Genomic DNA, 21,796 nt, shown 5'->3' on the forward strand with positions numbered 1-21,796 from the left:
CTTAATTAATAATATTTCTTAAATTTAAATATTCAAATTTAATTAATAAATAAATTATAATAAAAATAATAGTTGTAATTCCAGTACAATATAGGAATTTTTTCAGCATTTTAGGATTTTCTGGAGAACCAGGGTCTTCACCCTCAATTTTAACAGATTTTGATCTATTTACATCAATTGGTAATATAGCAAAAAATACAATCCACCATATAATTATGTAGATTATAGCTAATCCTGTAATACTCATTAAATTCTTACTAGATTAATATTTGTAAAAGGTTTTTTTCCAGTTTTTTCTTTTGAAAATTTTCTACAAGCAATTTTAAGAGCGTCAATTAAATTATGCTCTTGTTGTTTGCTTCCTAGTCTAAAGGTTCTGGTAATTTTTTCGATCTCATCTTCTAAGCCATAAATGAATTCCTCAGTATCATCAACTGGAATGCCTCTAAAAGTTAAAACTGGTCTTTTATGAATATTACCTTTTGGAGTAATTAATATGGTGGCCTCAATATATCCATTTGCACTTAAATTTTTTCTATCTTTGATTGATTGTGCATCTTCCACTACACTTATGTTTCCATCAACATAAAGTCTACCACTAGGAGCTTTATCATATACTGCAGGTTTTCCTGGATAAAGCTTAACAATATCACCATTTTCAACTTGAACAGGGTTTGGTACATTCATTTCTTTTGCAAATTTCATGTGTTCAATCATATGCCTGTGTTCACCATGAACAGGGATAGCACACTGTGGTTTTACCCATTCATACATCTCTCTTAAATCGTCTCTATTTGGGTGACCTGAAACGTGAACAAATTCATTTTCTTCAGATATAACTTCAATGCCATCTTTAACTAATTGATTTTGTAAATTGTATAATTTTTTTTCATTACCAGGAATAATTTTAGATGAAAATATGACAGTATCATCTTTTTCAATAAATACATCTGGATGAGTGTATTTGGCAATTCTCATCAATGCTGCCATGGGTTCACCTTGACTACCTGTACAAAGATAAACTATCTTTTCTCTTGAAATATTTTTCGCCTCTCGTGGATCAATTGGTTCAATAACATCTTTTAAATAGCCACATTGTTTGGCTGCTTTAAATATTCTGTGCATTGATCTTCCAACTAGAGATATTTGTCTGCCAGTTTTTTCTGCACAATAAAAAGCTGTTTCTAGTCTAGCAACATTGGAGGCAAAAGAAGCAATAATAATTCTTTTTTTTAAACTGCTCATAATGTTTAGCATGCTTTTTCTAACATCTAATTCTGAACCTGCTTTACCCAAACTAAAAACATTTGTTGAGTCACATATCATTGCAAGAACACCTTCGTTACCTATTTCTTTCAATCTATTAGAATTAATGTTTCCGCCAATCAAAGGTTCTGGATCAATTTTCCAATCACCAGTATGTAAAATTATACCTGCTGGTGTTTCTATTCTTAAACCATTTGGTTCTAAAATTGAGTGAGTTAGTGTTATGTATTCAATTTTAAATGGATTTAAATCAATTGTTCCATTTAATTGTACTATTTTTAGATATCTGGTTATATCAATATGTTTTTCTTTGAATTTTTCCTTGATTAAAACAGCAGTGAATGGAGTTGCAAATATATTGCATTCAAGTTGTGGCCAAAGATGAGCTATAGCGCCAATATGATCTTCATGAGCATGTGTTAAAACAATTCCCAAAAGATCTTCCTTTTTATCAACAATAAATCCTGGGTCAGGATATATTAAATCAATGCCTGGAAGTGTGTCGTCAGCGAAAGTAACACCTATGTCAACCATAATCCATTTGTGCTCTCCTGGTTTACCATAAGCAAACAAATTCATGTTCATGCCTATTTCTCCAGATCCACCTAGTGGACAAAATAATAATTCGTCTTTCATGTTATTTAATTAATTTTGAAATCCTAATTAGACCGTTAATTGTAATCTCTTTATTGTGATAAACTTTCGTTTTTATTGATTTTTTAAATAAGTTAGAAAATCCTCCAGTAATTATTACTTTAAAAGACTTTCCAGTCTCTTTCTTAATTAAATAAATGATATTGTCAATTAAACCTGCATACCCCCAAAAAAAACCAGATCTGACTGCTGAGATTGTGTCATTACCTATGACATTTTTTATCTTTTTCAAATCAATTTTAGGGATTAGCGTAGCTCGATCTGACAGTGTATTTAAAGAAAGTTTCACACCAGGCGCAATAATACCGCCAGAATATGTATTTTTTATCAAAACATCAAAAGTAGTAGCTGTTCCAAAATCTAAAATAATAAAGTTATTCTGACTATTTGTTAAACTAATTGCATTTGTTAACCTGTCAGAACCAACCTGTTTATAATTTGCTTTAATGTTTATTAAAGATTTTAAGTTTAAATCCTTTACTTCAAAACATCTAATTTTTATTTTTTTGGATAAAAATTTCTTAATCATATTAAATGATTTGGGCACAACACTACAAAATAGTACTTTATTTATTTTTTTATAATCAATCTTAAAATTAATGAATAATTTTTCTAATTTTATTTGATTTATATCTTTGGTTGAAAAAGTTAATTTCTTTGTAATCTTATTATTAAGTGAGACTAAAAAAATTTTAGTTTCAGTGTTACCTATGTCTCCAAGAATATACATTATTTAATTATTAATTTATTTTATACATTTTTAATAAATTTTTTTCAAAAATTACTTTAAGTTTATTCTCTATTTCTCTTTTATTAATAGATTTATCGATCAATTCATACAAGCTAGTAGTTGGATAATTTTTAATTCTAGGACTTTTCTTAATATTTATGCCAATGCCTATAATCAAAAAATTTTTATCAAAAATAGAAATTGTTTCTTGTAATATTCCACATATCTTTTTTTTTTGAATTAATAAATCGTTAGGTTTTTTAAATGTAATATCTTTTTTATAATAGTTTTTTAATAATTTTTTTATTAATAAACAATTAATTTTTGTTAATCTTGATATGGTTATGTTAATATTCTCTAATTCATAAAAAAAACTAACAAATAAGTTGCCTTTATGTGAAATCCATTTTTTTCCATATTGACCCCTACCCATTGTTTGTGCATCAGATATCACCATCCCATATTTATAATTTGAGTTTTTAATAATTCGAATTGCTGTGTTATTTGTGCTTTTAACTTTTTTGAATTTAAATTTTTTAAATTTCATTAAATAATATTAATTCTTGATACTACATCAATCAGTTGACTTGGAAAAATGAAGTATAGGAGAATTAATATTGTTGAAAGAGTAAGTGAAAATTTTAACCATAAACTATGGTCATCATCATATTTTTCTTTCTCTTTATCAAAGTATATTATTTTAATAATTCTTAAATAGTAAAATGCTGCAACAACAGTTGATAGCAAACCTACAATCGCTAAAAAATACATTGATTGTTCTATAACAGCTTTAAAAATATAAAATTTTGCAAAAAAACCAGCTAATGGAGGAATTCCTGCTAAAGAAAATAATATAACTAGTAAAGATAGAGATAATAGAGGGTGATTTTTTGATAAACCTGAAAGATCATCAATTTCTTCGTAATATTGATTGTTTCTTTTTAGCATCAATAAACATGAAAATAGAGCTAAGTTCATAACAACATAAATTGATATGTACACAATTGAGCTTTGAATACCTTCGTTAGACCCTGTTGCTAAGCCTGCTAATGTATATCCTATATGACCAATTGAACTGTAGGCTACAAGCCTTTTTATATTTGTTTGGCCAATAGCTGCTATTGCACCAAAAAGCATCGAAGCTATAGATAAAAATATTATAATTATTTGCCATTGATCGATTAAATTTAAAAAAGGTACATACAAAAACCTTATAAATACTGTTAAAGCAGCAATTTTAGGTACCATCGTAAAGAATAAAGTAACAGATGTTGGTGAACCTTCATAAACATCAGGGGCCCACATATGAAAAGGTACCGCTGAAATTTTGAATGCAAGTCCAACTAAGATAAATACAATACCAAAAGTTAACACATATTCGTTTGAATTTAGTTGATTTGAAATTACATTAAAGTTTGTTGAGCCTGAAAATCCATAAATTAATGAGCAACCATATAGAAGTAAACCAGATGATAAGGCGCTTAAAACAAAATATTTCAAGCCTGCCTCTGATGATTTTAATTGATCTCTATTAAAAGTAGCTAACACATAAAGAGCTAAAGATTGAAGCTCAAGACCCATGTAAAATACCATTAAGTCATTTGAGCTAATCATTACCATCATACCCAAAACCGAACTTAATATTAGAACCGGATATTCAATCTTATAAATTTTAAATGTTTTAAGGTATGAAGATGAAATTACTAAAACTAAAAAAGCCCCAAGTAATGTAATAATTTTCATTAGTGAAGACATGTAATCAATGACAACACTATTGTTAAACAAAGTTATACGATCGATACTAAAGGTTTCGTTAAGAGTAATTATTGCAGTTATTAAAAGAACTATAAATGAGATATTAAAAGTAAGTTTTGAACTATCTTTTTTAAAAACACCTAAAACTAATAAAAACATAATTGAAAGCGAAATAAATATTTCAGGTAGTACTAAATTTAAGTTTTCCATTTTATTTATTAATTAAATTTGAATTATACATATTAATTAGATCACTAACCGAAACTTCAATTGTGTTTATTAATGGGTCAGGGTAAAAACCAAAAAACAATGTTGGTATAGCTAAACATGCTAAAATAAAATACTCAGATTTATTTAGATCTATCATTGATTTAAGATCCTCATTGATTAATTTTCCAAAAACAACTCTTTTGTATAGCCATAACATATAAGCAGCCCCAAGAATTACACCTAAACTAGCTAAGACAGCGACTAAAAAATTATCTTTAAACACCCCCATTAAAATCAAAAACTCTCCAACAAAACCACTCGTTCCAGGTAAACCAAGTGCAGCAAGAGTAAATAACATGAACAAAATTGAGTATTTTGGAATGATAGACACTATTCCACCATACGAGCTGATTAATCTTGAATGCATCCTATCATAAACAACTCCAACACATAAAAATAAAGCAGCAGATACTAAGCCATGACTTATCATTTGAATGATACTTCCTTCTATACCTTGTTGTTGAATAGTAAATATTCCTAAAGTTACAAAGCCCATATGTGCTACAGAGGAGTATGCAATGAGTTTTTTCATGTCTTCTTGCATTAAAGCTATTAGAGATGTGAGAATTATTGCAATTACACTTAAAGTGTAAATTAAAGGTGTAAAAATTTCTGACGCAACAGGAAAAAGACCTAATGAAAATCTTATAAATCCATATCCAGCCATTTTTAGTAAAATCGCTGCTAACAAAACTGATCCAGCGGTAGGAGCCTCTACGTGTGCATCTGGCAGCCAAGTGTGCACAGGCCACATAGGTGTTTTTACAGCAAATGAGCTAAAAAATGCTAGCCATAATAAATTTTGATATTTTGGATCTATACCAAGTTCGTAAAGTTTAATTACATCTGTAGTGCCTGAAGTCCAATAAATTGAAATAATAGCAACTAACATTAATACAGAGCCAAGAAGTGTATATAAAAAGAATTTAAAAGCTGAATATACTCTTTTTGGACCACCCCAAATACCAATGATTAAAAACATTGGAATTAAACCTGCTTCAAAAAATAAATAAAAAACAACTAGATCAAGAGCGCAAAAAACTCCAATCATGAAGCTTTCCATAATCAGTATTGCAATTAAAAAATCTCTTAATTTAGTTTTGATCGAACTGTTTACCGATATGATACATAAAGGTGTAATAAATGTGGTTAAGATAATAAATAAGATTGAAATTCCATCTACACCAACTTTATAATTTATAAAATTCTCAATCCAAATTCTTTCTTCTATAAATTGAAAGTTAGATGAGGACTGATCAAAAGAGGCCCATAGATAAATAGAAATTACAAAATTAACTACTGATGTAAATAAAGCAACATATTTAACAGTTGAGTTGTTACCTTCTTTATCTTTGGTAAAAAATAAAAAAAGTGCACCAACAGTTGGTAATAAAATCAAAGATGAAAGAATTGGAAAGTTCATTATTTAACAATCAAAAAGGTTAATAAAGCTGAAAAGCCCAAAAGCATTACAAAAGCATATTGATATATGAAGCCACTTTGAAATTTGTTTGCCTTTATTGAACATTTTTTTATAAAAGATGAGATGCCGTCTGGTCCAAAACCATCAATTAATTTTCCATCACAAAATTTCCAGAAAAATAAACCTAATTTTTTTGATGGATTGATAAAAATGACTTCGTATAATTCATCAAAATACCATTTATTAATTAAAAATTTATATAAGGGCTTATTCATATTTGCTATTTGATTTGGTAATTCTTTGTTTTTAACAAATAAATAATAAGCTATTGGAATTGACAGCAATACTAAACAAGGTGTCATCAACAAAAACCAGGTTGGAGGATGCTCTAAGCTTAATGGTTCTAAAAATTTAATCGACTCAGCCCAGAAATGATTTTCCCCACCATGACCAACAAATAAGTCTTTGAATAAAAAACCTGCAAATATAGCTCCAATAGATAATATCACTAATGGTATCAACATTATTAAAGGGGACTCATGTGTTTCCTCAATATTTACTTTTTTATTATTATAATTTCCGTGGAATGTTTTAAAAATTAATCTCCATGAATATATTGAAGTTAAAAATGCTGTAAAAATTCCAATTCCTGCAGCATAATATCCAGTAGTATTTCCCTTCAAATATGCAAATTCAATAATGGCATCTTTTGAATAGAAACCTGATAGAAATGGAAAACCGGTAAGAGCAAGTGTTCCAATAATCATTAATGCATATGTATAAGGCAATTTTTTCCAGACGCCTCCCATATTGTTGATATCTTGTTCATCTTTAAATGCATGAATTACAGAACCTGAGCCTAAAAATAGTAAAGCTTTAAAAAATGCATGAGTAAATAAATGAAACATCGCCACGTTATAAGCTCCCACCCCGGCTGCAAAAAACATATAACCTAGTTGACTACAAGTTGAGTAAGCAATAATTTTTTTTATATCGGTTTGAACTAATGCAACTGTGGCTGCAAAAAAAGCAGTCGTCATTCCAACAATTGTTATCAAGTTCAATATTAATGGGGAGTATTCATAAATTGGTGAACATCTTACAACCAGAAAAACTCCCGCTGTAACCATTGTTGCAGCATGAATTAATGCAGAAACGGGTGTTGGACCCTCCATTGCATCAGGTAGCCATGTATGAAGTAAAATTTGTGCTGATTTACCCATCGCTCCAATAAATAAAAGCAAACAAATCAAGTCTATTGCTTTAATTTCGAAACCTAGAAAAGATAAATTTTTATCAATAACAGTTGGAATTTGTTGAAAAACTTCTGAGTAATTGACTGTTCCAAATAAATAAAAAATTAAAAATATTCCAAGAGCAAAGCCAAAATCTCCCACTCTATTAACAACAAAAGCTTTAATTGCTGCAGCATTTGCACTTTCTTTTTTAAACCAAAAACCAATTAAAAAATATGAACATAAACCAACTCCTTCCCAACCAAAAAATAATTGAATAAAATTATCTGAAGTCACCAACATCAACATTGCAAATGTAAACAATGAAAGATAAGCCATAAATCTTGGTTTATGTGGATCATGTGACATATAACCAATTGAATAAATATGAACTAAAGATGAAACAGAAGTAACAACAACTAACATTACTGCTGATAATGGGTCAATCAACATGGACCAATTAACATCTAGCGATCCGGAATTTATCCAAGTTGCTATAACAATATTTTCTTCATATTGATTAACTATAACTTGATATAAGACAAAGATTGATAAAAACGCAGATATTGAAACGAAAACACTTGTAATAATTTCAGAGTTTCGATCACCTATATATCTTCCAAAAAAACCAGAAATGATTGAAGCAATTAGGGGAAGAAATAAAATAGAAATTTCCATAATTATCCTTTCAACTTATCTATTTCTTCAACACGAATTGTTCCCGAATTTCGATAGTACACTACAATTATTGCCAGTCCAATTGCAGCTTCTGCAGCTGCCACAGTTAAAATAAATAAAGTAAACACTTGTCCAGCAAGGTCACCTAAGAAAATTGAAAACGCCACTAAATTTATATTAACAGCAAGCAATATCAACTCTATGCTCATTAATATAACGATAATGTTTTTTCTGTTTAAAAAAATACCAATAATACCAATTGAGAATATAACTGCTCCTAATGTTAAATAATGTCCTAAACCAATCTCAGTCATCGATTTTCACTCCTTTATTGGTTTCAACATCTAAAACCTGAACACCTTCAGATCTTTCTCTTGAAATTTGTTTTAAGTAACTTTGCTTTTTAACTCCTTCTCTTTTTCTAAAAGTTAAAACAATAGCACCAATCATTGCTACTAATAAAATCATTCCACTTAATTGAAATACATGAATATAGTCAGTGTATAAAATCTGTCCAAGCGCATGAGTATTACTCACATTAAAAGTATTTAATGAATTATTTATATCAAATAAATCAGGCTTATATTTCCAACCACCAATAACAATTATTAATTCAAAAAATATGATCGTACTAATGATCAAACCTACTGGAATGTGCCCTGAGCTTTCTTGTGAGGCAAACCACTGGTTTTTTTGTTGAGCAACGTTTAACATCATCACTACAAATAAAAACAACACTGCTACAGCACCTACATAAACAATTAACATTATCATTCCTAAGAATTCAGCACCTATCATTATAAAAAGACATGAGATACTTATAAAATCTAAGATAAGAAAAAAAACAGAATGGACAGTATTTTTAGAGACTGTAACCATAATTGCTGAAATTACAGCTATAATTGAAAAAGTATAAAAGAAAATTGAGTGAGCTATCATAGATTTATCTGTATGGATTATCAGCTTTGATATTTGCAGCTAAAACATTCTCCCATCTATCTCCGTTATCTAATAGTTTATCTTTAGTATAATAAAGCTCTTCTCTTGTTTCTGTAGAAAATTCAAAATTTGGACCTTGAACAATCGCATCAACTGGACATGCTTCTTCACATAAACCACAATAAATGCATTTCATCATATCAATATCGTATCTTGTAGTTTTTCGGCTTCCATCATCTCTAGCGGCTGACTCTATTGTTATAGCTTGAGCAGGACACACAGCTTCACATAATTTACAAGCAATACATCTTTCCTCACCATTAGGGTACCTTCTTAACGCATGTTCTCCTCTAAAACGTGGACTTATTTTTCCTTTTTCAAATGGATAATTAATAGTTTTCTTTGGTTTGAAAAGTTCTTTAATTGCAATAATTAAACCTCCAACAAAGTCTGTCATAAATATTGTTTTAAAAAATCTTGAAATTTTCATAATTAATTTGTTGGTAGTAAGTTAAAGTAAAATAAATAACTAGCAGTCAGCACAACCCAAGTTAAAGATAAAGGTAAAAAAACTTTCCAACCAAGTCTCATTAATTGATCATATCTATATCTAGGAACAATAGCTTTAACCAAAGCAAATAGAACAAATAACAATAAAATTTTTAATATAAGCCAAATCGCTCCAGGCACCAATGTAAATGGATAAATTTCAATTGGGGACATCCAGCCACCTAAAAACAAAATAGCACCCATAGCACACATTAATAAAATATTTGCATATTCACCTAGCCAAAACATTGCATACATCATTCCAGAATATTCTGTTTGATAACCAGCAACTAATTCTGCTTCTGCTTCTGGTAAATCAAAGGGAGGTCTATTTGTTTCAGCTAGAGCTGAAATAAAAAAAATAACAAACATGGGAAATAATGGAATAACGAACCATAAATTTTTTTGAGCTTCAACAATATCATTTAAATTTAATGATCCCACACATAATAGAACGTTAATGATTATAACACCTATAGAAACTTCATAAGAAACCATTTGAGCAGCAGATCTTATAGCTCCAAGAAAAGGATATTTTGAATTTGATGCCCAACCTCCCATTATAATTCCATAAACACCCAAAGAAGAAACCGCAAATAAATATAAAATACCCACATTAATATCTGCTAAAACTTGTGTTGCACTAAATGGTATTACAGCCCAAGCAACTAAAGCTAGGGTCATAGTAACAATTGGTGCTAAAATAAAAATTACTTTATTTGAGCTGGATGGAATAATAATTTCTTTAAATATGTACTTAAGAGCATCTGCTAACGATTGAAGTAAACCAAATGGTCCAACCACATTTGGACCTTGTCTTTTTTGAACAAAAGCCCAAACTCTTCTATCAAGCCAGACTATCATAGCAACAGATACAAGAACTGGTACTAACAAAAAGAGTATTTTGTAAATTTCTTGAAAAACAATATTTAAATATTCCATCCTAACCCTCTGTGCCTGTAGATTGATAATTTAATTTTGAATTATTGCATTCAACCATAGTTTTTGAAGATCTAGCTATAACGTTTGAAAAATAATAATCTTTTACATTAATTTTTAGAGTTTCATTTGTGAATTTACTTTCATCAAACTCAGTATTGTTATCACCTGTGTTTTTTTGTTTTTCTTTTTGTAAATTGAGATAATTAAACATGCTGCTTTCTAATTCATCTTTATCATTAAATAATTTTCTATTATTCATTAACTCAGCAAGCTCATTAATAATTTGCCAATCTTCTTTTGCATCACCTGGAGGATATGAAGCCTTATAAGCTTTTTGAAGCTTGCCTTCTAAATTTGTAAAATATCCATCTTGCTCGGTGTATGCAGAACCAGGTAAGATAATATCGGCTATTTCAGCACCTTTATCACCATGACTACCTTGATAAATAATAAATTCATTTTTTTTATCAAAGTTTAAATTGTCTTGCCCAACTAAATAAATGACATCAAATTTGTGGTTTTGTAAATCTTCTAATAGATTGTTCTCTTCATTTGCTAAACCCAGATCATAGTTGCCAACTGTTGCTGCGTCACGAGATAAAATATTAAACGGATTCCAATCCTCACTAACTTTTTTATTTTTAACAAGAAAATCTTTAATTTTATTAAAGAAATACATTGATGAATTTAAGTTAAGTAATGATTCACCTAATATTACCATTGGTTTATTTGCACTTATAATTTGTTTAGATAGATCATGTTTTCCATCAAAAATATCTTTAAGTGTTTGAGTTTGTCCATCTAAACTTTCATAAGGAAAAGTTAAGTCACCTAAATCATTTAATGAAATAATTTTAGTATTATTGTTTAAATAAGATTTTCTAATTCTTGCATTTAATATTGTTGCTTCATATCTTGGATTTGTTCCAATTAAAAAAATAAAATCAGATTCCTCTATGCCATTTATTGTTGAATTAAACAGATAATTTTCTCTTTTGTTTGTATTTACAAATCGATTATCTGATCTAAATTCATAATTTTGTGTGTCAAGAGTACGATCAAAAAACTCTTTAAAGATATATCCTGTCTCCATGTTAGATAAGTCACCCACAAAGCCACAAACTTTTTCTTTTGTAGTATTTTCAATTTTTGATTTAATAATTTTGTAAACTTCGTCCCAAGAAGCTTTTTCAAACTTGCCATTATATTTTATAAAAGGTGTGTCTAGTCTTTGACTTAATAAGCCGTCACAAGCATATCTTGTTTTATCAGAAATCCATTCTTCATTGATATCTTCGTTTATAATTGGCAACACCCTTTTTACTTCCCAATCATAAGTATCAACTCTTATATTTGATCCAATTGCATCCATAACATCTATGGACTCTGTCTTTTTAAGTTCCCAAGGTCTTGCTTCAAAAACGTAAGGTTTTGAAGTTAGGGCGCCAACTGGACATAAATCTACTACATTAGCTGAAAGCTCAGATTGCATCGATTGTTCTAGATACGTTGTAATTTGCATATCTTCACCTCTTCCAATTGCACCAATTTCTGGAACCCCAGCTATTTCAGTTGCAAACCTTACACATCGTGTACAGTGAATACATCTTGTCATTTGAGTTTTAATTAAAGGACCCATATTTTTTTCAGGGACTGATCTTTTGTTTTCTTTAAATCTTGATTTATCTACCCCATAAAACATAGATTGATCTTGAAGATCACATTCTCCACCTTGATCGCAAACTGGACAATCTAGTGGATGGTTAGCAAGTAAAAACTCCATTACACCTTTTCTTGCTTTTTCAACAAAGGCTGTGTTTGTCTTTATATTCATTCCTTCTGCTGCAGGCATTGCACAAGATGCTACTGGTTTAGGAGATTTTTCCATTTCAACTAAACACATTCGACAATTTCCTGCTATTGAAAGTTTCTCATGATAACAAAATCTTGGAATTTCAACTCCAGCTATTTCACATGCCTGAAGAACTGTTAAACCCTCTTCAACTTCTACATCAATATTGTTTACTTTTAGTTTAAGCATTTTTTTTATCTAATAAGTGTTGATCTACTAAGTAAGGAATTGTGTTCTTTTTCTCTACAATTAGATCTAAATTATTTCTTTCTTCTATTTCTTTTTTAAAATGTCTCAAAAGTCCTTGTACAGGCCATGAAGAACCCTCACCAAATGCACAAATTGTATGACCTGCAATTTGATTTGTAACATCACCTAGCATATCAACTTCATCTCTACTAGCTTCTCCTTTTGCCATACGCTCAAGCATTCTCCACATCCAACCAGAACCTTCTCTGCATGGTGTACATTGTCCACAACTTTCGTGTTTATAAAATCTTGCAATCCTTGCCATACATTTAATGATGTCCTGATCTTTGTTAATAACGACGATACCAGCGGTACCTAATCCACTTTTTTCAGCCATCAAAGAATCAAAATCCATAGTCAATGTTTCACATTTTTTTTTGGGTATAAGTGGCATTGATGAACCACCAGGTATTACAGCTTGTAAGTTTTCCCAGCCACCAACAACGCCGCCTGCATGAACTTCAATTAGCTCTTTTAGAGGAATGTTCATTTCTTCTTCAACATTACAAGGGTTATTTACATTACCTGAAATACAAAAAATTTTAGTACCTGTGTTTTTTTCTCTACCAAGTGACGCAAACCATTTGCCACCTCTTCTAAGAATAGTTGGCACAACAGCTATAGTTTCAACATTATTAATAATTGTAGGACATCCGTATAGACCTATTAAGGCTGGAAAAGGTGGTTTTAATCTCGGTTGACCTTTTTTGCCTTCAATACTTTCAAGCAAGGCTGTTTCTTCACCACAAATGTATGCTCCTGCACCATAATGAATATAGATATCTAAATCCCACCCCGTGCCAGCTGCATTTTTACCTATTAATTTTTTTTCATAAGCTTCATCTATTGCTGCTTGAAGTTTTTCACCATCAACAAAATATTCACCTCTAATATAAATATAGCAAACATGTGCTTGGACTGCATAAGCTGCAATCAAGCAACCTTCTATTAATTTATGAGGTTCAAATCTTAATATATCTCTATCCTTACATGTGCCAGGTTCAAACTCATCCCCATTAATTAATAAATAATGTGGTCTTGATCCAACTTCCTTAGGGGCAAAAGACCATTTCAATCCTGTAGGAAATCCTGCTCCACCTCTTCCTCTTAATTGAGAACTTTTAACTTCATTGATTATCCAGTCTCTTCCTTTGTCAATCAAATCTTTAGTGTCGACCCAATCTCCTCTTTTCTGAGATGAGGTAACATCTGAACCCATATCGTTATATAAGTTTTGAAAAATTCTATCGTTGTCTTTAAGCATTTTTTAAATCCATAAGTGTTTTTCTATTATTTTCAGGCTCATTATTTACACGACCTCTATAGGAACCCGGTTTAGGTTTTTCACCATTTAAAATCTTTTCTAATATTTCCAAAGTTTTTTCTTTATCAAGATCTTCATAATAATCATCATTGATCTGCATCATAGGAGCATTTACACAGGCCCCAAGACACTCAACTTCCATCCAAGAACAACTTTTATCACTTGATAGCTCTGTTTCATTTTCAGAGATTTTTTCTTTACAAGCTTCAACTAGCTTATTTGCACCTCTAATCATGCATGGTGTAGTTGTGCAAACTTGCACAAAAAACTTTCCAACAGGAGATAAATTGTACATTGTGTAAAAAGTAGCAACTTCATAAACTTTTATGTAAGGCATCTCTAAAAATTTAGCTATGCATTTCATTGCAGCTAATGGTATCCAGTTATTATTTTGCCTTTGAGCAATATATAGTAAAGCCATCACTGCACTTTGTTGTTTACCTTTTGGATATTTAGAAACAATAGTTTTAGCAGCTTCTAAAGATGAAGAATTAAACTCAAAAATTTCTGGTTGATCTTTAGCTGGCCTTCTTAAACTCATCTATCCACCTCTCCAAAAACAATATCTAAAGAACCTAAAACGGCTGGGACATCAGCTAACATATGGCCTTTTATTAAATAGTCCATTGATTGAAGGTGTGAAAAACCTGGCGCTCTAATTTTGCATTTGTATGGTTTGCTTGACCCATCTGAAATTAAATATACACCAAATTCACCTTTGGGAGCCTCCACAGCAGTATAAATTTCATCTTTTGGCACTCTATAACCTTCTGTAAAAAGTTTAAAATGATGAATCAAAGCTTCCATAGATTGTTTGATTTCTTTTTTAGATGGAGGGCTTATTTTTCCATCTAATGACTTTATGGGTCCTTTTTCCATCTTTGCTAAACATTGTTTTATTATAGAAACACTTTCCTTCATCTCTTCAATTCTGCACAAATATCGATCGTAACAATCTCCATTTTTTCCAACAGGAATCTTAAAATTTAATTGATCATAACAATCATATGGTTGAGATTTTCTTAAATCCCAAGGTATCCCCGATCCCCTTACCATAACTCCTGAAAAAGAGTAATCCAAAGCATCTTCTTTAGATACAATTCCTATATCTACATTTCTTTGTTTAAAAATTCTGTTATCAGTTAATAAACTTTCAAGATCATCAATAATTTTTGGAAATGTTTGACAAAATTTTCCAATATCATCTTCTAGTCCAGTTGGTAAATCTTGATGAACTCCCCCAGCTCTAAAGTAATTTGCATGAAGTCTTGATCCAGACGCTCTTTCATAAAAAGTCATCAATGTTTCTCTTTCCTCAAACCCCCACAATGAAGGAGTTAAAGCCCCAACATCTAATGCCTGTGTGGTTACATTTAAAATATGACTTAAAATTCTACCTATTTCACAAAACATTACTCTTATGTATTGAGCCCTAATAGGAACATCGATATTCAATATCTTCTCTACAGCAAGAGCAAAGGCATGCTCTTGGTTCATAGGAGCAACATAATCTAATCGATCAAAATAAGGTACTGCCTGCATATAAGTTTTATTTTCAATTAATTTTTCAGTTCCTCGATGAAGTAAACCTATGTGTGGATCAGCTTTTTCAACAACCTCTCCATCTAGCTCTAAGATTAATCTAAGAACGCCATGGGCGGCAGGATGCTGTGGTCCAAAGTTTAAGTTTAAGTTTTTAATTTTTTTTGTCATTATTGTCTATTTCATCTTTGATGTATTTTGTTCCTTCCCAAGGGCTTTCATAATCAAAATTTCTGTAATTTTGCTCTAATTTTACTGGTTCACTAATAACTTTTTTTTGATCTTCACTATACCTAACCTCAGTATGGCCAGTTAAAGGGAAATCTTTTCTTAAAGGGTGACCTTCAAAACCATAATCTGTTAATATTCTTCTAAGGTCTGGATGATCTTTAAAAGACACACCGTACATATCAAAAACCTCTCTTTCCATCCAATTAGCAGCTGGAAAAATACTTGTTAATGATTGAATTATCTCGTTTTCATTTATTGAGTAACTCATAATAATTCTTTGATTAAATTCATGACTTAAAAATAAATAAACCATTTTAAATCTTTGAGTATTCTCTGGGTAATCTACAACTGTGATATCTATAAGTTGTCTAAATTTTGTTTCTTGGTTTGTTTTTACAAAAAGTGTTACATCAATTAAATCCTCTTTATCAATTTCTATATACAATTGATTGTGTTTTATTTTGGTACTATTAATTTTAGTAGTTAACTCTGAATTTATCTTTTTTTCTAAATCTATTAAGTTATTCATAACTATCTAATGAAAGAGCCTTTGTTTCTTATTTTTTTTTGTAGCTGCAATATTCCATATAATAAAGCCTCAGCAGAAGGTGGACATCCAGGAACATAAACATCAACTGGCACAATTCGATCACAACCTCTAACTACAGAGTAAGAATAATGATAATAACCCCCTCCATTTGCACAACTACCCATCGATATTACATATCTTGGCTCAGGCATTTGATCGTAAACTTTTCTTAAAGCTGGAGCCATTTTATTAGTAAGGGTACCTGCAACAATCATAACATCAGATTGTCTTGGGGATCCCCTTGGTGCAGCTCCAAATCTCTCTAAATCATATCTTGGCATTGCAGTTTGCATCATCTCAACTGCACAACATGCAAGACCAAATGTCATCCAGTGTAGCGAACCTGATCTAGACCAGTTTATTAAATTATCTAGTGAAGTCGTTATAAATCCATTCTCACTAAAATCTTTAGCGAGTTGTTTAAATTCTTCTGGAACTTGATCTATTTTATTATTCATTATGATTAATTTTTATTCCCAGTCTAAAGCACCTTTTTTCCATTCATAAATAAAACCAATCGTAAGTATGAACAAAAAAATCATCATTGAGGAAAATCCTAATATACCAATATTTCCTAGTGAGATAGCCCAAGGAAACAAAAATGCAATTTCCAAATCAAATATAATAAATAAAATAGCGACTAAATAAAACCTAACATCAAATTCCATTCTAGAATCTTCAAAAGGTTCAAACCCACACTCATAAGCTGATAGTTTTTCTGGATCAGGTTTTTTTGGTGAAAGTATAAAATTTACAACAACAAAAGCACAACTAAGTCCTAATGCTATGACTAAAAATAGAATTATTGGTAAGTAATCTTTTAAAAATTCAGATAACATGGAAATCTATATACCAGTTTTTATCCTTAGTTGAAGAGCTGATACGTCACATTTTAATTGATATTATTTAAGTAAATTGAAGAAAAGTGGCGGGAGTGAAGGGACTCGAACCCTCGACCTATCGCGTGACAGGCGATCGCTCTAACCAACTGAGCTACACCCCCACTTTTATTATTTTGGTGGGTAGTAAAGGACTCGAACCTTTGACCCCCTCGGTGTAAACGAGATGCTCTACCAACTGAGCTAACCACCCACAAAATATGGCTACTTATTACATCAACAGTTTGATAAAGTAAATTAATTATTATTGAATACTAGCTTGAGATTTATCGTCTTTTTTAGATATATCAACCTCAACCCACTCAGTTCTTTTAAGTTCCTTTGTTAAAGCAACTTTTAAAACTTGATCAGCATATTCAACTGGTGTGATCTTAATATCATCAATTATTTTTTTCGGCATATCTACCAAGTCTTTTTCATTTTCTTTTGGTATTAATACCTCTTTAATTCCAGCTCTATGAGCTGCTAAAAGTTTTTCTTTTAACCCACCTATTGGCAAAACTTGTCCAGTTAGAGTCACTTCACCGGTCATTGCAACATCTCTTCTAACAGGAATTCCAGTAATTGATGAAACTATGGATGTAACCATTCCAATACCCGCTGATGGGCCATCTTTTGGTGTCGCTCCTTCTGGCACATGAATATGAAAATCTTTTTTTTCAAATAGCGGTGGAATAATTCCGTATTCTAAACATTTAGATCTTACAAAAGATTTAGCAGCTTTAACAGACTCTTGCATGACATCTCCAAGCTTACCTGTAATTTGCATTCTACCTTTGCCAGGCATAGTTACAGTTTCAATTTTTAAAATTTCTCCACCATACTCAGTCCATGCAAGACCAGTTACAATACCCACTCTGTTTTCAGACTCTAATTCACCAAATTTAAATTTAGCAATACCTAGAAAATCAGATAAATTTTTATTATTTATATTTACTTCCTTCTCTTCACCAGCAACTATTTTTTTAACAACTTTTCTTGCTAGTTTTGAAATTTCTCTCTCCAAATTTCTAACACCAGACTCTTTTGTGTAACCTCTAATAACTTCTTTAATGATATCGTTTTCTAATTTCATTTCTTTATCTTTCACACCATTGTCTTTGATTTGTTTGGGTAAAAGATATTTGTTAGCAATACTTATTTTTTCATCCTCTGTGTAACCAGCGAGTCTAATTACTTCCATTCTATCTAAAAGAGGCGGAAGGATATTTAATGTATTTGCCGTTGTAACAAACATTACATCAGATAAATCATAATCAACCTCTAGGTAATGATCATTAAACGTTGTATTTTGTTCTGGATCCAAAGCTTCCAATAAAGCAGATGAAGGATCTCCTCGGTAATCATTTCCAATTTTATCTATTTCATCTAATAAAATAAGTGGATTTTTAGTGCCAGCTTTTTTCATCATTTGTATTATTTTTCCAGGTAACGAGCCTATGTAAGTTCTTCTATGTCCTCTTATTTCTGCTTCATCTCTCATTCCACCAACAGACATTCTAACAAATTCTCTATTAGTTGCTTTAGCAATAGATTTTCCTAGAGAAGTTTTACCAACTCCGGGAGGTCCAACTAAACATAAAATTGGTCCTTTAATTTTTTCCATTCTTTTTTGAACTGCAAGAAATTCAATTATTCTTTCTTTAACTTTTTCTAGTCCAAAATGATCTTTATCTAAAATATTTAAGGCTTTTGTTAAATCAATATCAACTTCACTTTTCTTGTGCCAAGGAAGTTCTGTCATCCAATCAAGATAATTTCTAACAACAGTTGCTTCAGCTGACATTGGACTCATATTTTTTAATTTTTTAAGTTCTTGTAAGCATTTCTTTTCAACTTCTTTAGGCATTTTAGCTTTTGTGATAGCCTTATTAAGGCTAGTAGTTTCATCTTTACCATCCTCAATTTCACCTAATTCTTTTTGAATAGCTTTTAACTGCTCATTTAAATAATATTCTCTTTGAGTTTTCTCCATTTGAGTTTTAACTCTACCTCTAATTCTTTTTTCAACACCTATGATACTTGTTTCGTTTTCCATTATTTTGATAATGGCATTTAGTCTTTTCTTTACATCTACTGTTTCAAAAATTTGTTGTTTTTCAGAAATAGTTGCGTTGATATGAGATGCTATATTGTCAGCAATTTGAGAGGGATCTTTTAGTTGTTTAATCGTATTAATAGTTTCACTTGAAACTTTTTTATTAATGGAAGTTAACTTTTCTAATCTTCTAAGCGCAGTTGCCGCAAGTGGGTACAAATCTTCGTCCTTAGCAGCAACATCATTATAATGAGCGTAGTCACAAGTTATAAATTTATCATTATCTTTGAAATCTAATATTTTTACTCTTTTGATACCCTCAACTAGGACTTTTACAGTTCCATCAGGTAGCTTTAAAAGCTGTAGAATGCTTCCCTCACATCCATACATAAAGATATCTGTTTTTTTAGGATCATCAATTTCAGAGTTTTTCTGGGTAACTAAAATTATTTTTTTGTCTTTTTTCATTACCTCATTTAAAGCTGAAATAGACTTGTCTCTTCCAACAAATAAAGGGATTACCATGCTTGGAAACACAACTATGTCTCTTAAAGGTAATAATGGTAATGTGATTTTAACGTCCATAACTTTAATATGGATATTATATTTTATATTGCAATAGGTTTTTGTTAGTTATTAGTGATATTAAGCCGCTGATGGCTTGTTAGTCTTTGTTTTACTGTCCCCTTTAGTGTGAACTAATATAGGTTGAGACTGTCCTTTAGCGGCTCCTGCGTCAACTATAACTTCTTCTATGTTATCTTGACTTGGCAAATCATACATAGTTTTTAATAAAATATTTTCTAAAATTGATCTTAAACCTCTTGCACCTGTTTTCTTCTTAATTGCTTTTTGAGCAATTTCTTTTAATGCATTTTCTTTAAAAGTTAACTTTGCTCCATCAAGTTTGAATAATTCTTGATATTGTTTTGTTAATGAATTTTTTGGTTCTTGTAGAATTTTTATCAATGATTTTTCATCTAAGTCTTCAAGTGTTGCTATCATGGGTAGTCTACCAATAAATTCTGGGATTAAACCAAATTTTAATAAGTCTTCTGGCTCAAGTGTTTTCATCCACTCACCTGTTTTCTTGTCTTGTGTATTTTTAACATCAGCGCCAAAACCTATTGATGTACCTTTATCTCTTTGAGAAATAATTTTATCCAATCCAGCAAAAGCACCACCACAAATAAACAATATATTTGTTGTATCAACCTGTAAAAATTCTTGTTGTGGATGTTTTCTACCTCCTTGGGGCGGAACACTTGCAACTGTTCCTTCCATAATTTTTAGTAAAGCTTGTTGAACACCTTCACCTGATACATCTCTAGTGATTGACGGATTTTCTGATTTTCTACTAATTTTGTCAACCTCATCAATATAAACAATTCCTCTTTGTGCTTTTTCAACATTATAATCTGAAGCTTGCAATAATTTTAAAATTATATTTTCAACATCTTCACCAACATAACCTGCTTCTGTTAAAGTTGTTGCATCTGCCATTGTAAAAGGAACATCTAAAATTCTAGCAAGAGTTTGTGCCAATAATGTTTTACCACAACCTGTTGGGCCAACTAACAAAATGTTAGATTTTGCAAGCTCAACATTTTTACTTGTTTTGCTTTCATAATTTAATCGTTTGTAATGGTTGTGAACAGCAACAGATAAAACTTTTTTTGCATGTGGCTGACCAATTACATAATCATCTAAAACTGAACAAATTTCTTTTGGTGAAGGAAGTCCATCTTGGTGTTTAACAAAGGTGTCTTTGCTTTCCTCTTTGATAATATCCATACATAATTCAACACACTCATCACAAATAAATACCGTAGGACCAGCAATTAATTTTCTAACTTCATGTTGGCTCTTTCCACAAAAAGAGCAGTAAAGAATATTTTTATTATTTGTTGTCATAATATTTTTTTAACGAATCAATTAAATTACTGTATTATAGAAGACTCATACTAATCAAGTTTGGATTATATCGCATCCAATATATGGTGGTTTAAGATCTTTTTTCTACTACTTCGTCTATTAGACCAAAGTCTTTAGCAACTTCCGCAGTCATAAAGTTGTCTCTTTCTAGAGCAGACTTAACTTCATCCACAGATTTACCAGTATGTTTTGAATAAATTTCATTCAATCTTTTTTTTAATGAAGAGACTTCATTTGCATGTATTTCAATATCTGTTACTTGACCCTGAAACCCAGCTGAAGGTTGATGAACCATAACTCGTGAATTTGGAAGTGAAAATCTTTTACCCTTTGTTCCAGCAGCAAGTAAAAAAGATCCCATTGAAGCTGCTTGTCCAATACATAGGGTTGAAATGTCCGGTTTAACGTATTGCATAGTGTCATAAATTCCAAGACCAGCTGTAACAAGACCACCAGGACTGTTTATATATAAATAAATTTCTTTTTTAGGATCTTCAGCTTCAAGAAATAATAATTGTGCGGTAACTAATGATGCTACGTTGTCGTTAATTTGACCTGTTAAAAAAATAATTCTCTCTTTTAAAAGTCTTGAATAAATATCATAAGCTCTTTCACCCTTATTGGATTGTTCGACAACCATTGGGACTAAAGTGTTCATGTGTTCAGAAATATCTATTGTCATAAGTTGATTCGTCC

At 30.7% G+C, this 21,796-nt stretch carries 21 protein-coding genes and 2 tRNA genes; all 23 read right to left on the reverse strand.

Annotation, left to right across the window (positions count from 1 at the left end):
* Position 1 precedes the first annotated feature (1 nt).
* Entirely contained in the window at positions 2-247 is a 246-nt protein-coding gene (locus tag ACIJYA_RS03805) for a DUF1467 family protein (protein ID WP_435087319.1), read from the reverse strand.
* Positions 247-1,902 (reverse strand): ribonuclease J, encoded by a 1,656-nt coding sequence (locus tag ACIJYA_RS03810; protein ID WP_435087320.1) that lies wholly within the window; start codon positions 1,900-1,902, stop codon positions 247-249. Before ACIJYA_RS03810 ends, ACIJYA_RS03805 begins: the two co-directional genes overlap by 1 nt.
* Before the next feature lies 1 nt (position 1,903).
* The gene (locus ACIJYA_RS03815; protein ID WP_435087322.1) at positions 1,904-2,650 is read right to left on the reverse strand and encodes a type III pantothenate kinase; all 747 of its coding nucleotides are present in this window, start codon (positions 2,648-2,650) and stop codon (positions 1,904-1,906) included.
* 10 nt (positions 2,651-2,660) lie between these two features.
* Complete coding sequence (locus ACIJYA_RS03820; RefSeq protein WP_435087324.1) at positions 2,661-3,197, reverse strand: biotin--[acetyl-CoA-carboxylase] ligase; 537 nt, start codon at positions 3,195-3,197, stop codon at positions 2,661-2,663.
* The gene (gene nuoN, locus ACIJYA_RS03825; RefSeq protein WP_435087326.1) at positions 3,197-4,615 is read right to left on the reverse strand and encodes an NADH-quinone oxidoreductase subunit NuoN; all 1,419 of its coding nucleotides are present in this window, start codon (positions 4,613-4,615) and stop codon (positions 3,197-3,199) included. Before nuoN ends, ACIJYA_RS03820 begins: the two co-directional genes overlap by 1 nt.
* A gap of 1 nt (position 4,616) precedes the next feature.
* Positions 4,617-6,098 carry an NADH-quinone oxidoreductase subunit M gene (locus ACIJYA_RS03830; RefSeq protein ID WP_435087327.1) on the reverse strand — a complete coding sequence of 494 codons (1,482 nt, stop codon included), beginning with the start codon at positions 6,096-6,098 and terminating at the stop codon, positions 4,617-4,619.
* Complete coding sequence (gene nuoL, locus ACIJYA_RS03835) at positions 6,098-8,011, reverse strand: NADH-quinone oxidoreductase subunit L (RefSeq protein ID WP_435087329.1); 1,914 nt, start codon at positions 8,009-8,011, stop codon at positions 6,098-6,100. The genes ACIJYA_RS03830 and nuoL overlap by 1 nt, the downstream gene beginning before the upstream one ends.
* Positions 8,012-8,013: 2 nt before the next feature.
* Positions 8,014-8,325: an NADH-quinone oxidoreductase subunit NuoK gene (nuoK, locus tag ACIJYA_RS03840; RefSeq protein WP_271491689.1), complete on the reverse strand. Its 312-nt coding sequence runs from the start codon at positions 8,323-8,325 to the stop codon at positions 8,014-8,016.
* Positions 8,318-8,950: an NADH-quinone oxidoreductase subunit J gene (locus ACIJYA_RS03845; protein WP_435087331.1), complete on the reverse strand. Its 633-nt coding sequence runs from the start codon at positions 8,948-8,950 to the stop codon at positions 8,318-8,320. The genes nuoK and ACIJYA_RS03845 overlap by 8 nt, the downstream gene beginning before the upstream one ends.
* Before the next feature lie 4 nt (positions 8,951-8,954).
* On the reverse strand, positions 8,955-9,440 hold the full coding sequence (gene nuoI / locus ACIJYA_RS03850; protein WP_435087333.1) for an NADH-quinone oxidoreductase subunit NuoI: 486 nt from the start codon (positions 9,438-9,440) through the stop codon (positions 8,955-8,957).
* 2 nt (positions 9,441-9,442) lie between these two features.
* Positions 9,443-10,441 (reverse strand): NADH-quinone oxidoreductase subunit NuoH, encoded by a 999-nt coding sequence (nuoH, locus tag ACIJYA_RS03855; RefSeq protein WP_435087334.1) that lies wholly within the window; start codon positions 10,439-10,441, stop codon positions 9,443-9,445.
* Position 10,442: 1 nt separating this feature from the next.
* Positions 10,443-12,482 (reverse strand): NADH-quinone oxidoreductase subunit NuoG, encoded by a 2,040-nt coding sequence (nuoG, locus tag ACIJYA_RS03860; RefSeq protein WP_435087335.1) that lies wholly within the window; start codon positions 12,480-12,482, stop codon positions 10,443-10,445.
* Positions 12,475-13,806, reverse strand: coding sequence for an NADH-quinone oxidoreductase subunit NuoF (gene nuoF, locus ACIJYA_RS03865; RefSeq protein WP_435087337.1), 1,332 nt, complete (start codon positions 13,804-13,806; stop codon positions 12,475-12,477). Before nuoF ends, nuoG begins: the two co-directional genes overlap by 8 nt.
* Positions 13,799-14,407 (reverse strand): NADH-quinone oxidoreductase subunit NuoE, encoded by a 609-nt coding sequence (gene nuoE / locus ACIJYA_RS03870; protein ID WP_435087338.1) that lies wholly within the window; start codon positions 14,405-14,407, stop codon positions 13,799-13,801. Before nuoE ends, nuoF begins: the two co-directional genes overlap by 8 nt.
* Entirely contained in the window at positions 14,404-15,579 is a 1,176-nt protein-coding gene (locus ACIJYA_RS03875) for an NADH-quinone oxidoreductase subunit D (RefSeq protein WP_435087339.1), read from the reverse strand. Before ACIJYA_RS03875 ends, nuoE begins: the two co-directional genes overlap by 4 nt.
* Positions 15,563-16,168, reverse strand: a complete 606-nt coding sequence (locus ACIJYA_RS03880; RefSeq protein WP_435087341.1) for an NADH-quinone oxidoreductase subunit C — start codon at positions 16,166-16,168, stop codon at positions 15,563-15,565. The genes ACIJYA_RS03875 and ACIJYA_RS03880 overlap by 17 nt, the downstream gene beginning before the upstream one ends.
* A 2-nt stretch (positions 16,169-16,170) precedes the next feature.
* The gene (locus tag ACIJYA_RS03885; protein ID WP_435087343.1) at positions 16,171-16,686 is read right to left on the reverse strand and encodes a NuoB/complex I 20 kDa subunit family protein; all 516 of its coding nucleotides are present in this window, start codon (positions 16,684-16,686) and stop codon (positions 16,171-16,173) included.
* 12 nt (positions 16,687-16,698) lie between these two features.
* Complete coding sequence (locus ACIJYA_RS03890) at positions 16,699-17,067, reverse strand: NADH-quinone oxidoreductase subunit A (RefSeq protein WP_435087344.1); 369 nt, start codon at positions 17,065-17,067, stop codon at positions 16,699-16,701.
* An 87-nt stretch (positions 17,068-17,154) separates the two neighbouring features.
* Positions 17,155-17,231: transfer RNA gene (locus ACIJYA_RS03895), tRNA-Asp, on the reverse strand.
* A gap of 13 nt (positions 17,232-17,244) precedes the next feature.
* Positions 17,245-17,320, reverse strand: a tRNA-Val gene (locus ACIJYA_RS03900).
* 51 nt (positions 17,321-17,371) lie between these two features.
* Positions 17,372-19,750 carry an endopeptidase La gene (lon, locus tag ACIJYA_RS03905; RefSeq protein WP_435087346.1) on the reverse strand — a complete coding sequence of 793 codons (2,379 nt, stop codon included), beginning with the start codon at positions 19,748-19,750 and terminating at the stop codon, positions 17,372-17,374.
* Between the two features lie 60 nt (positions 19,751-19,810).
* A complete protein-coding gene (clpX, locus tag ACIJYA_RS03910) occupies positions 19,811-21,079 on the reverse strand; it encodes an ATP-dependent Clp protease ATP-binding subunit ClpX (protein WP_435087348.1) in 1,269 nt (422 codons plus the stop codon).
* A gap of 91 nt (positions 21,080-21,170) precedes the next feature.
* A complete protein-coding gene (gene clpP / locus ACIJYA_RS03915; protein ID WP_435087350.1) occupies positions 21,171-21,782 on the reverse strand; it encodes an ATP-dependent Clp endopeptidase proteolytic subunit ClpP in 612 nt (203 codons plus the stop codon).
* Between the last annotated feature and the right edge of the window lie 14 nt (positions 21,783-21,796).

The organism is Candidatus Pelagibacter bacterium nBUS_29, from assembly GCF_051200905.1.
Taxonomy (GTDB): domain Bacteria; phylum Pseudomonadota; class Alphaproteobacteria; order Pelagibacterales; family Pelagibacteraceae; genus Pelagibacter.

What these genes read in the sequence shown, in the direction of transcription:
- ACIJYA_RS03805 (WP_435087319.1), bottom strand. Translation starts at nt 247, where the DNA reads ATGAGTATTACAGGATTAGCTATAATCTACATAATTATATGGTGGATT.
- ACIJYA_RS03810 (WP_435087320.1), bottom strand. Translation starts at nt 1,902, where the DNA reads ATGAAAGACGAATTATTATTTTGTCCACTAGGTGGATCTGGAGAAATA.
- ACIJYA_RS03815 (WP_435087322.1), bottom strand. Translation starts at nt 2,650, where the DNA reads ATGTATATTCTTGGAGACATAGGTAACACTGAAACTAAAATTTTTTTA.
- ACIJYA_RS03820 (WP_435087324.1), bottom strand. Translation starts at nt 3,197, where the DNA reads ATGAAATTTAAAAAATTTAAATTCAAAAAAGTTAAAAGCACAAATAAC.
- nuoN (WP_435087326.1), bottom strand. Translation starts at nt 4,615, where the DNA reads ATGGAAAACTTAAATTTAGTACTACCTGAAATATTTATTTCGCTTTCA.
- ACIJYA_RS03830 (WP_435087327.1), bottom strand. Translation starts at nt 6,098, where the DNA reads ATGAACTTTCCAATTCTTTCATCTTTGATTTTATTACCAACTGTTGGT.
- nuoL (WP_435087329.1), bottom strand. Translation starts at nt 8,011, where the DNA reads ATGGAAATTTCTATTTTATTTCTTCCCCTAATTGCTTCAATCATTTCT.
- nuoK (WP_271491689.1), bottom strand. Translation starts at nt 8,325, where the DNA reads ATGACTGAGATTGGTTTAGGACATTATTTAACATTAGGAGCAGTTATA.
- ACIJYA_RS03845 (WP_435087331.1), bottom strand. Translation starts at nt 8,950, where the DNA reads ATGATAGCTCACTCAATTTTCTTTTATACTTTTTCAATTATAGCTGTA.
- nuoI (WP_435087333.1), bottom strand. Translation starts at nt 9,440, where the DNA reads ATGAAAATTTCAAGATTTTTTAAAACAATATTTATGACAGACTTTGTT.
- nuoH (WP_435087334.1), bottom strand. Translation starts at nt 10,441, where the DNA reads ATGGAATATTTAAATATTGTTTTTCAAGAAATTTACAAAATACTCTTT.
- nuoG (WP_435087335.1), bottom strand. Translation starts at nt 12,482, where the DNA reads ATGCTTAAACTAAAAGTAAACAATATTGATGTAGAAGTTGAAGAGGGT.
- nuoF (WP_435087337.1), bottom strand. Translation starts at nt 13,806, where the DNA reads ATGCTTAAAGACAACGATAGAATTTTTCAAAACTTATATAACGATATG.
- nuoE (WP_435087338.1), bottom strand. Translation starts at nt 14,407, where the DNA reads ATGAGTTTAAGAAGGCCAGCTAAAGATCAACCAGAAATTTTTGAGTTT.
- ACIJYA_RS03875 (WP_435087339.1), bottom strand. Translation starts at nt 15,579, where the DNA reads ATGACAAAAAAAATTAAAAACTTAAACTTAAACTTTGGACCACAGCAT.
- ACIJYA_RS03880 (WP_435087341.1), bottom strand. Translation starts at nt 16,168, where the DNA reads ATGAATAACTTAATAGATTTAGAAAAAAAGATAAATTCAGAGTTAACT.
- ACIJYA_RS03885 (WP_435087343.1), bottom strand. Translation starts at nt 16,686, where the DNA reads ATGAATAATAAAATAGATCAAGTTCCAGAAGAATTTAAACAACTCGCT.
- ACIJYA_RS03890 (WP_435087344.1), bottom strand. Translation starts at nt 17,067, where the DNA reads ATGTTATCTGAATTTTTAAAAGATTACTTACCAATAATTCTATTTTTA.
- lon (WP_435087346.1), bottom strand. Translation starts at nt 19,750, where the DNA reads ATGGACGTTAAAATCACATTACCATTATTACCTTTAAGAGACATAGTT.
- clpX (WP_435087348.1), bottom strand. Translation starts at nt 21,079, where the DNA reads ATGACAACAAATAATAAAAATATTCTTTACTGCTCTTTTTGTGGAAAG.
- clpP (WP_435087350.1), bottom strand. Translation starts at nt 21,782, where the DNA reads ATGACAATAGATATTTCTGAACACATGAACACTTTAGTCCCAATGGTT.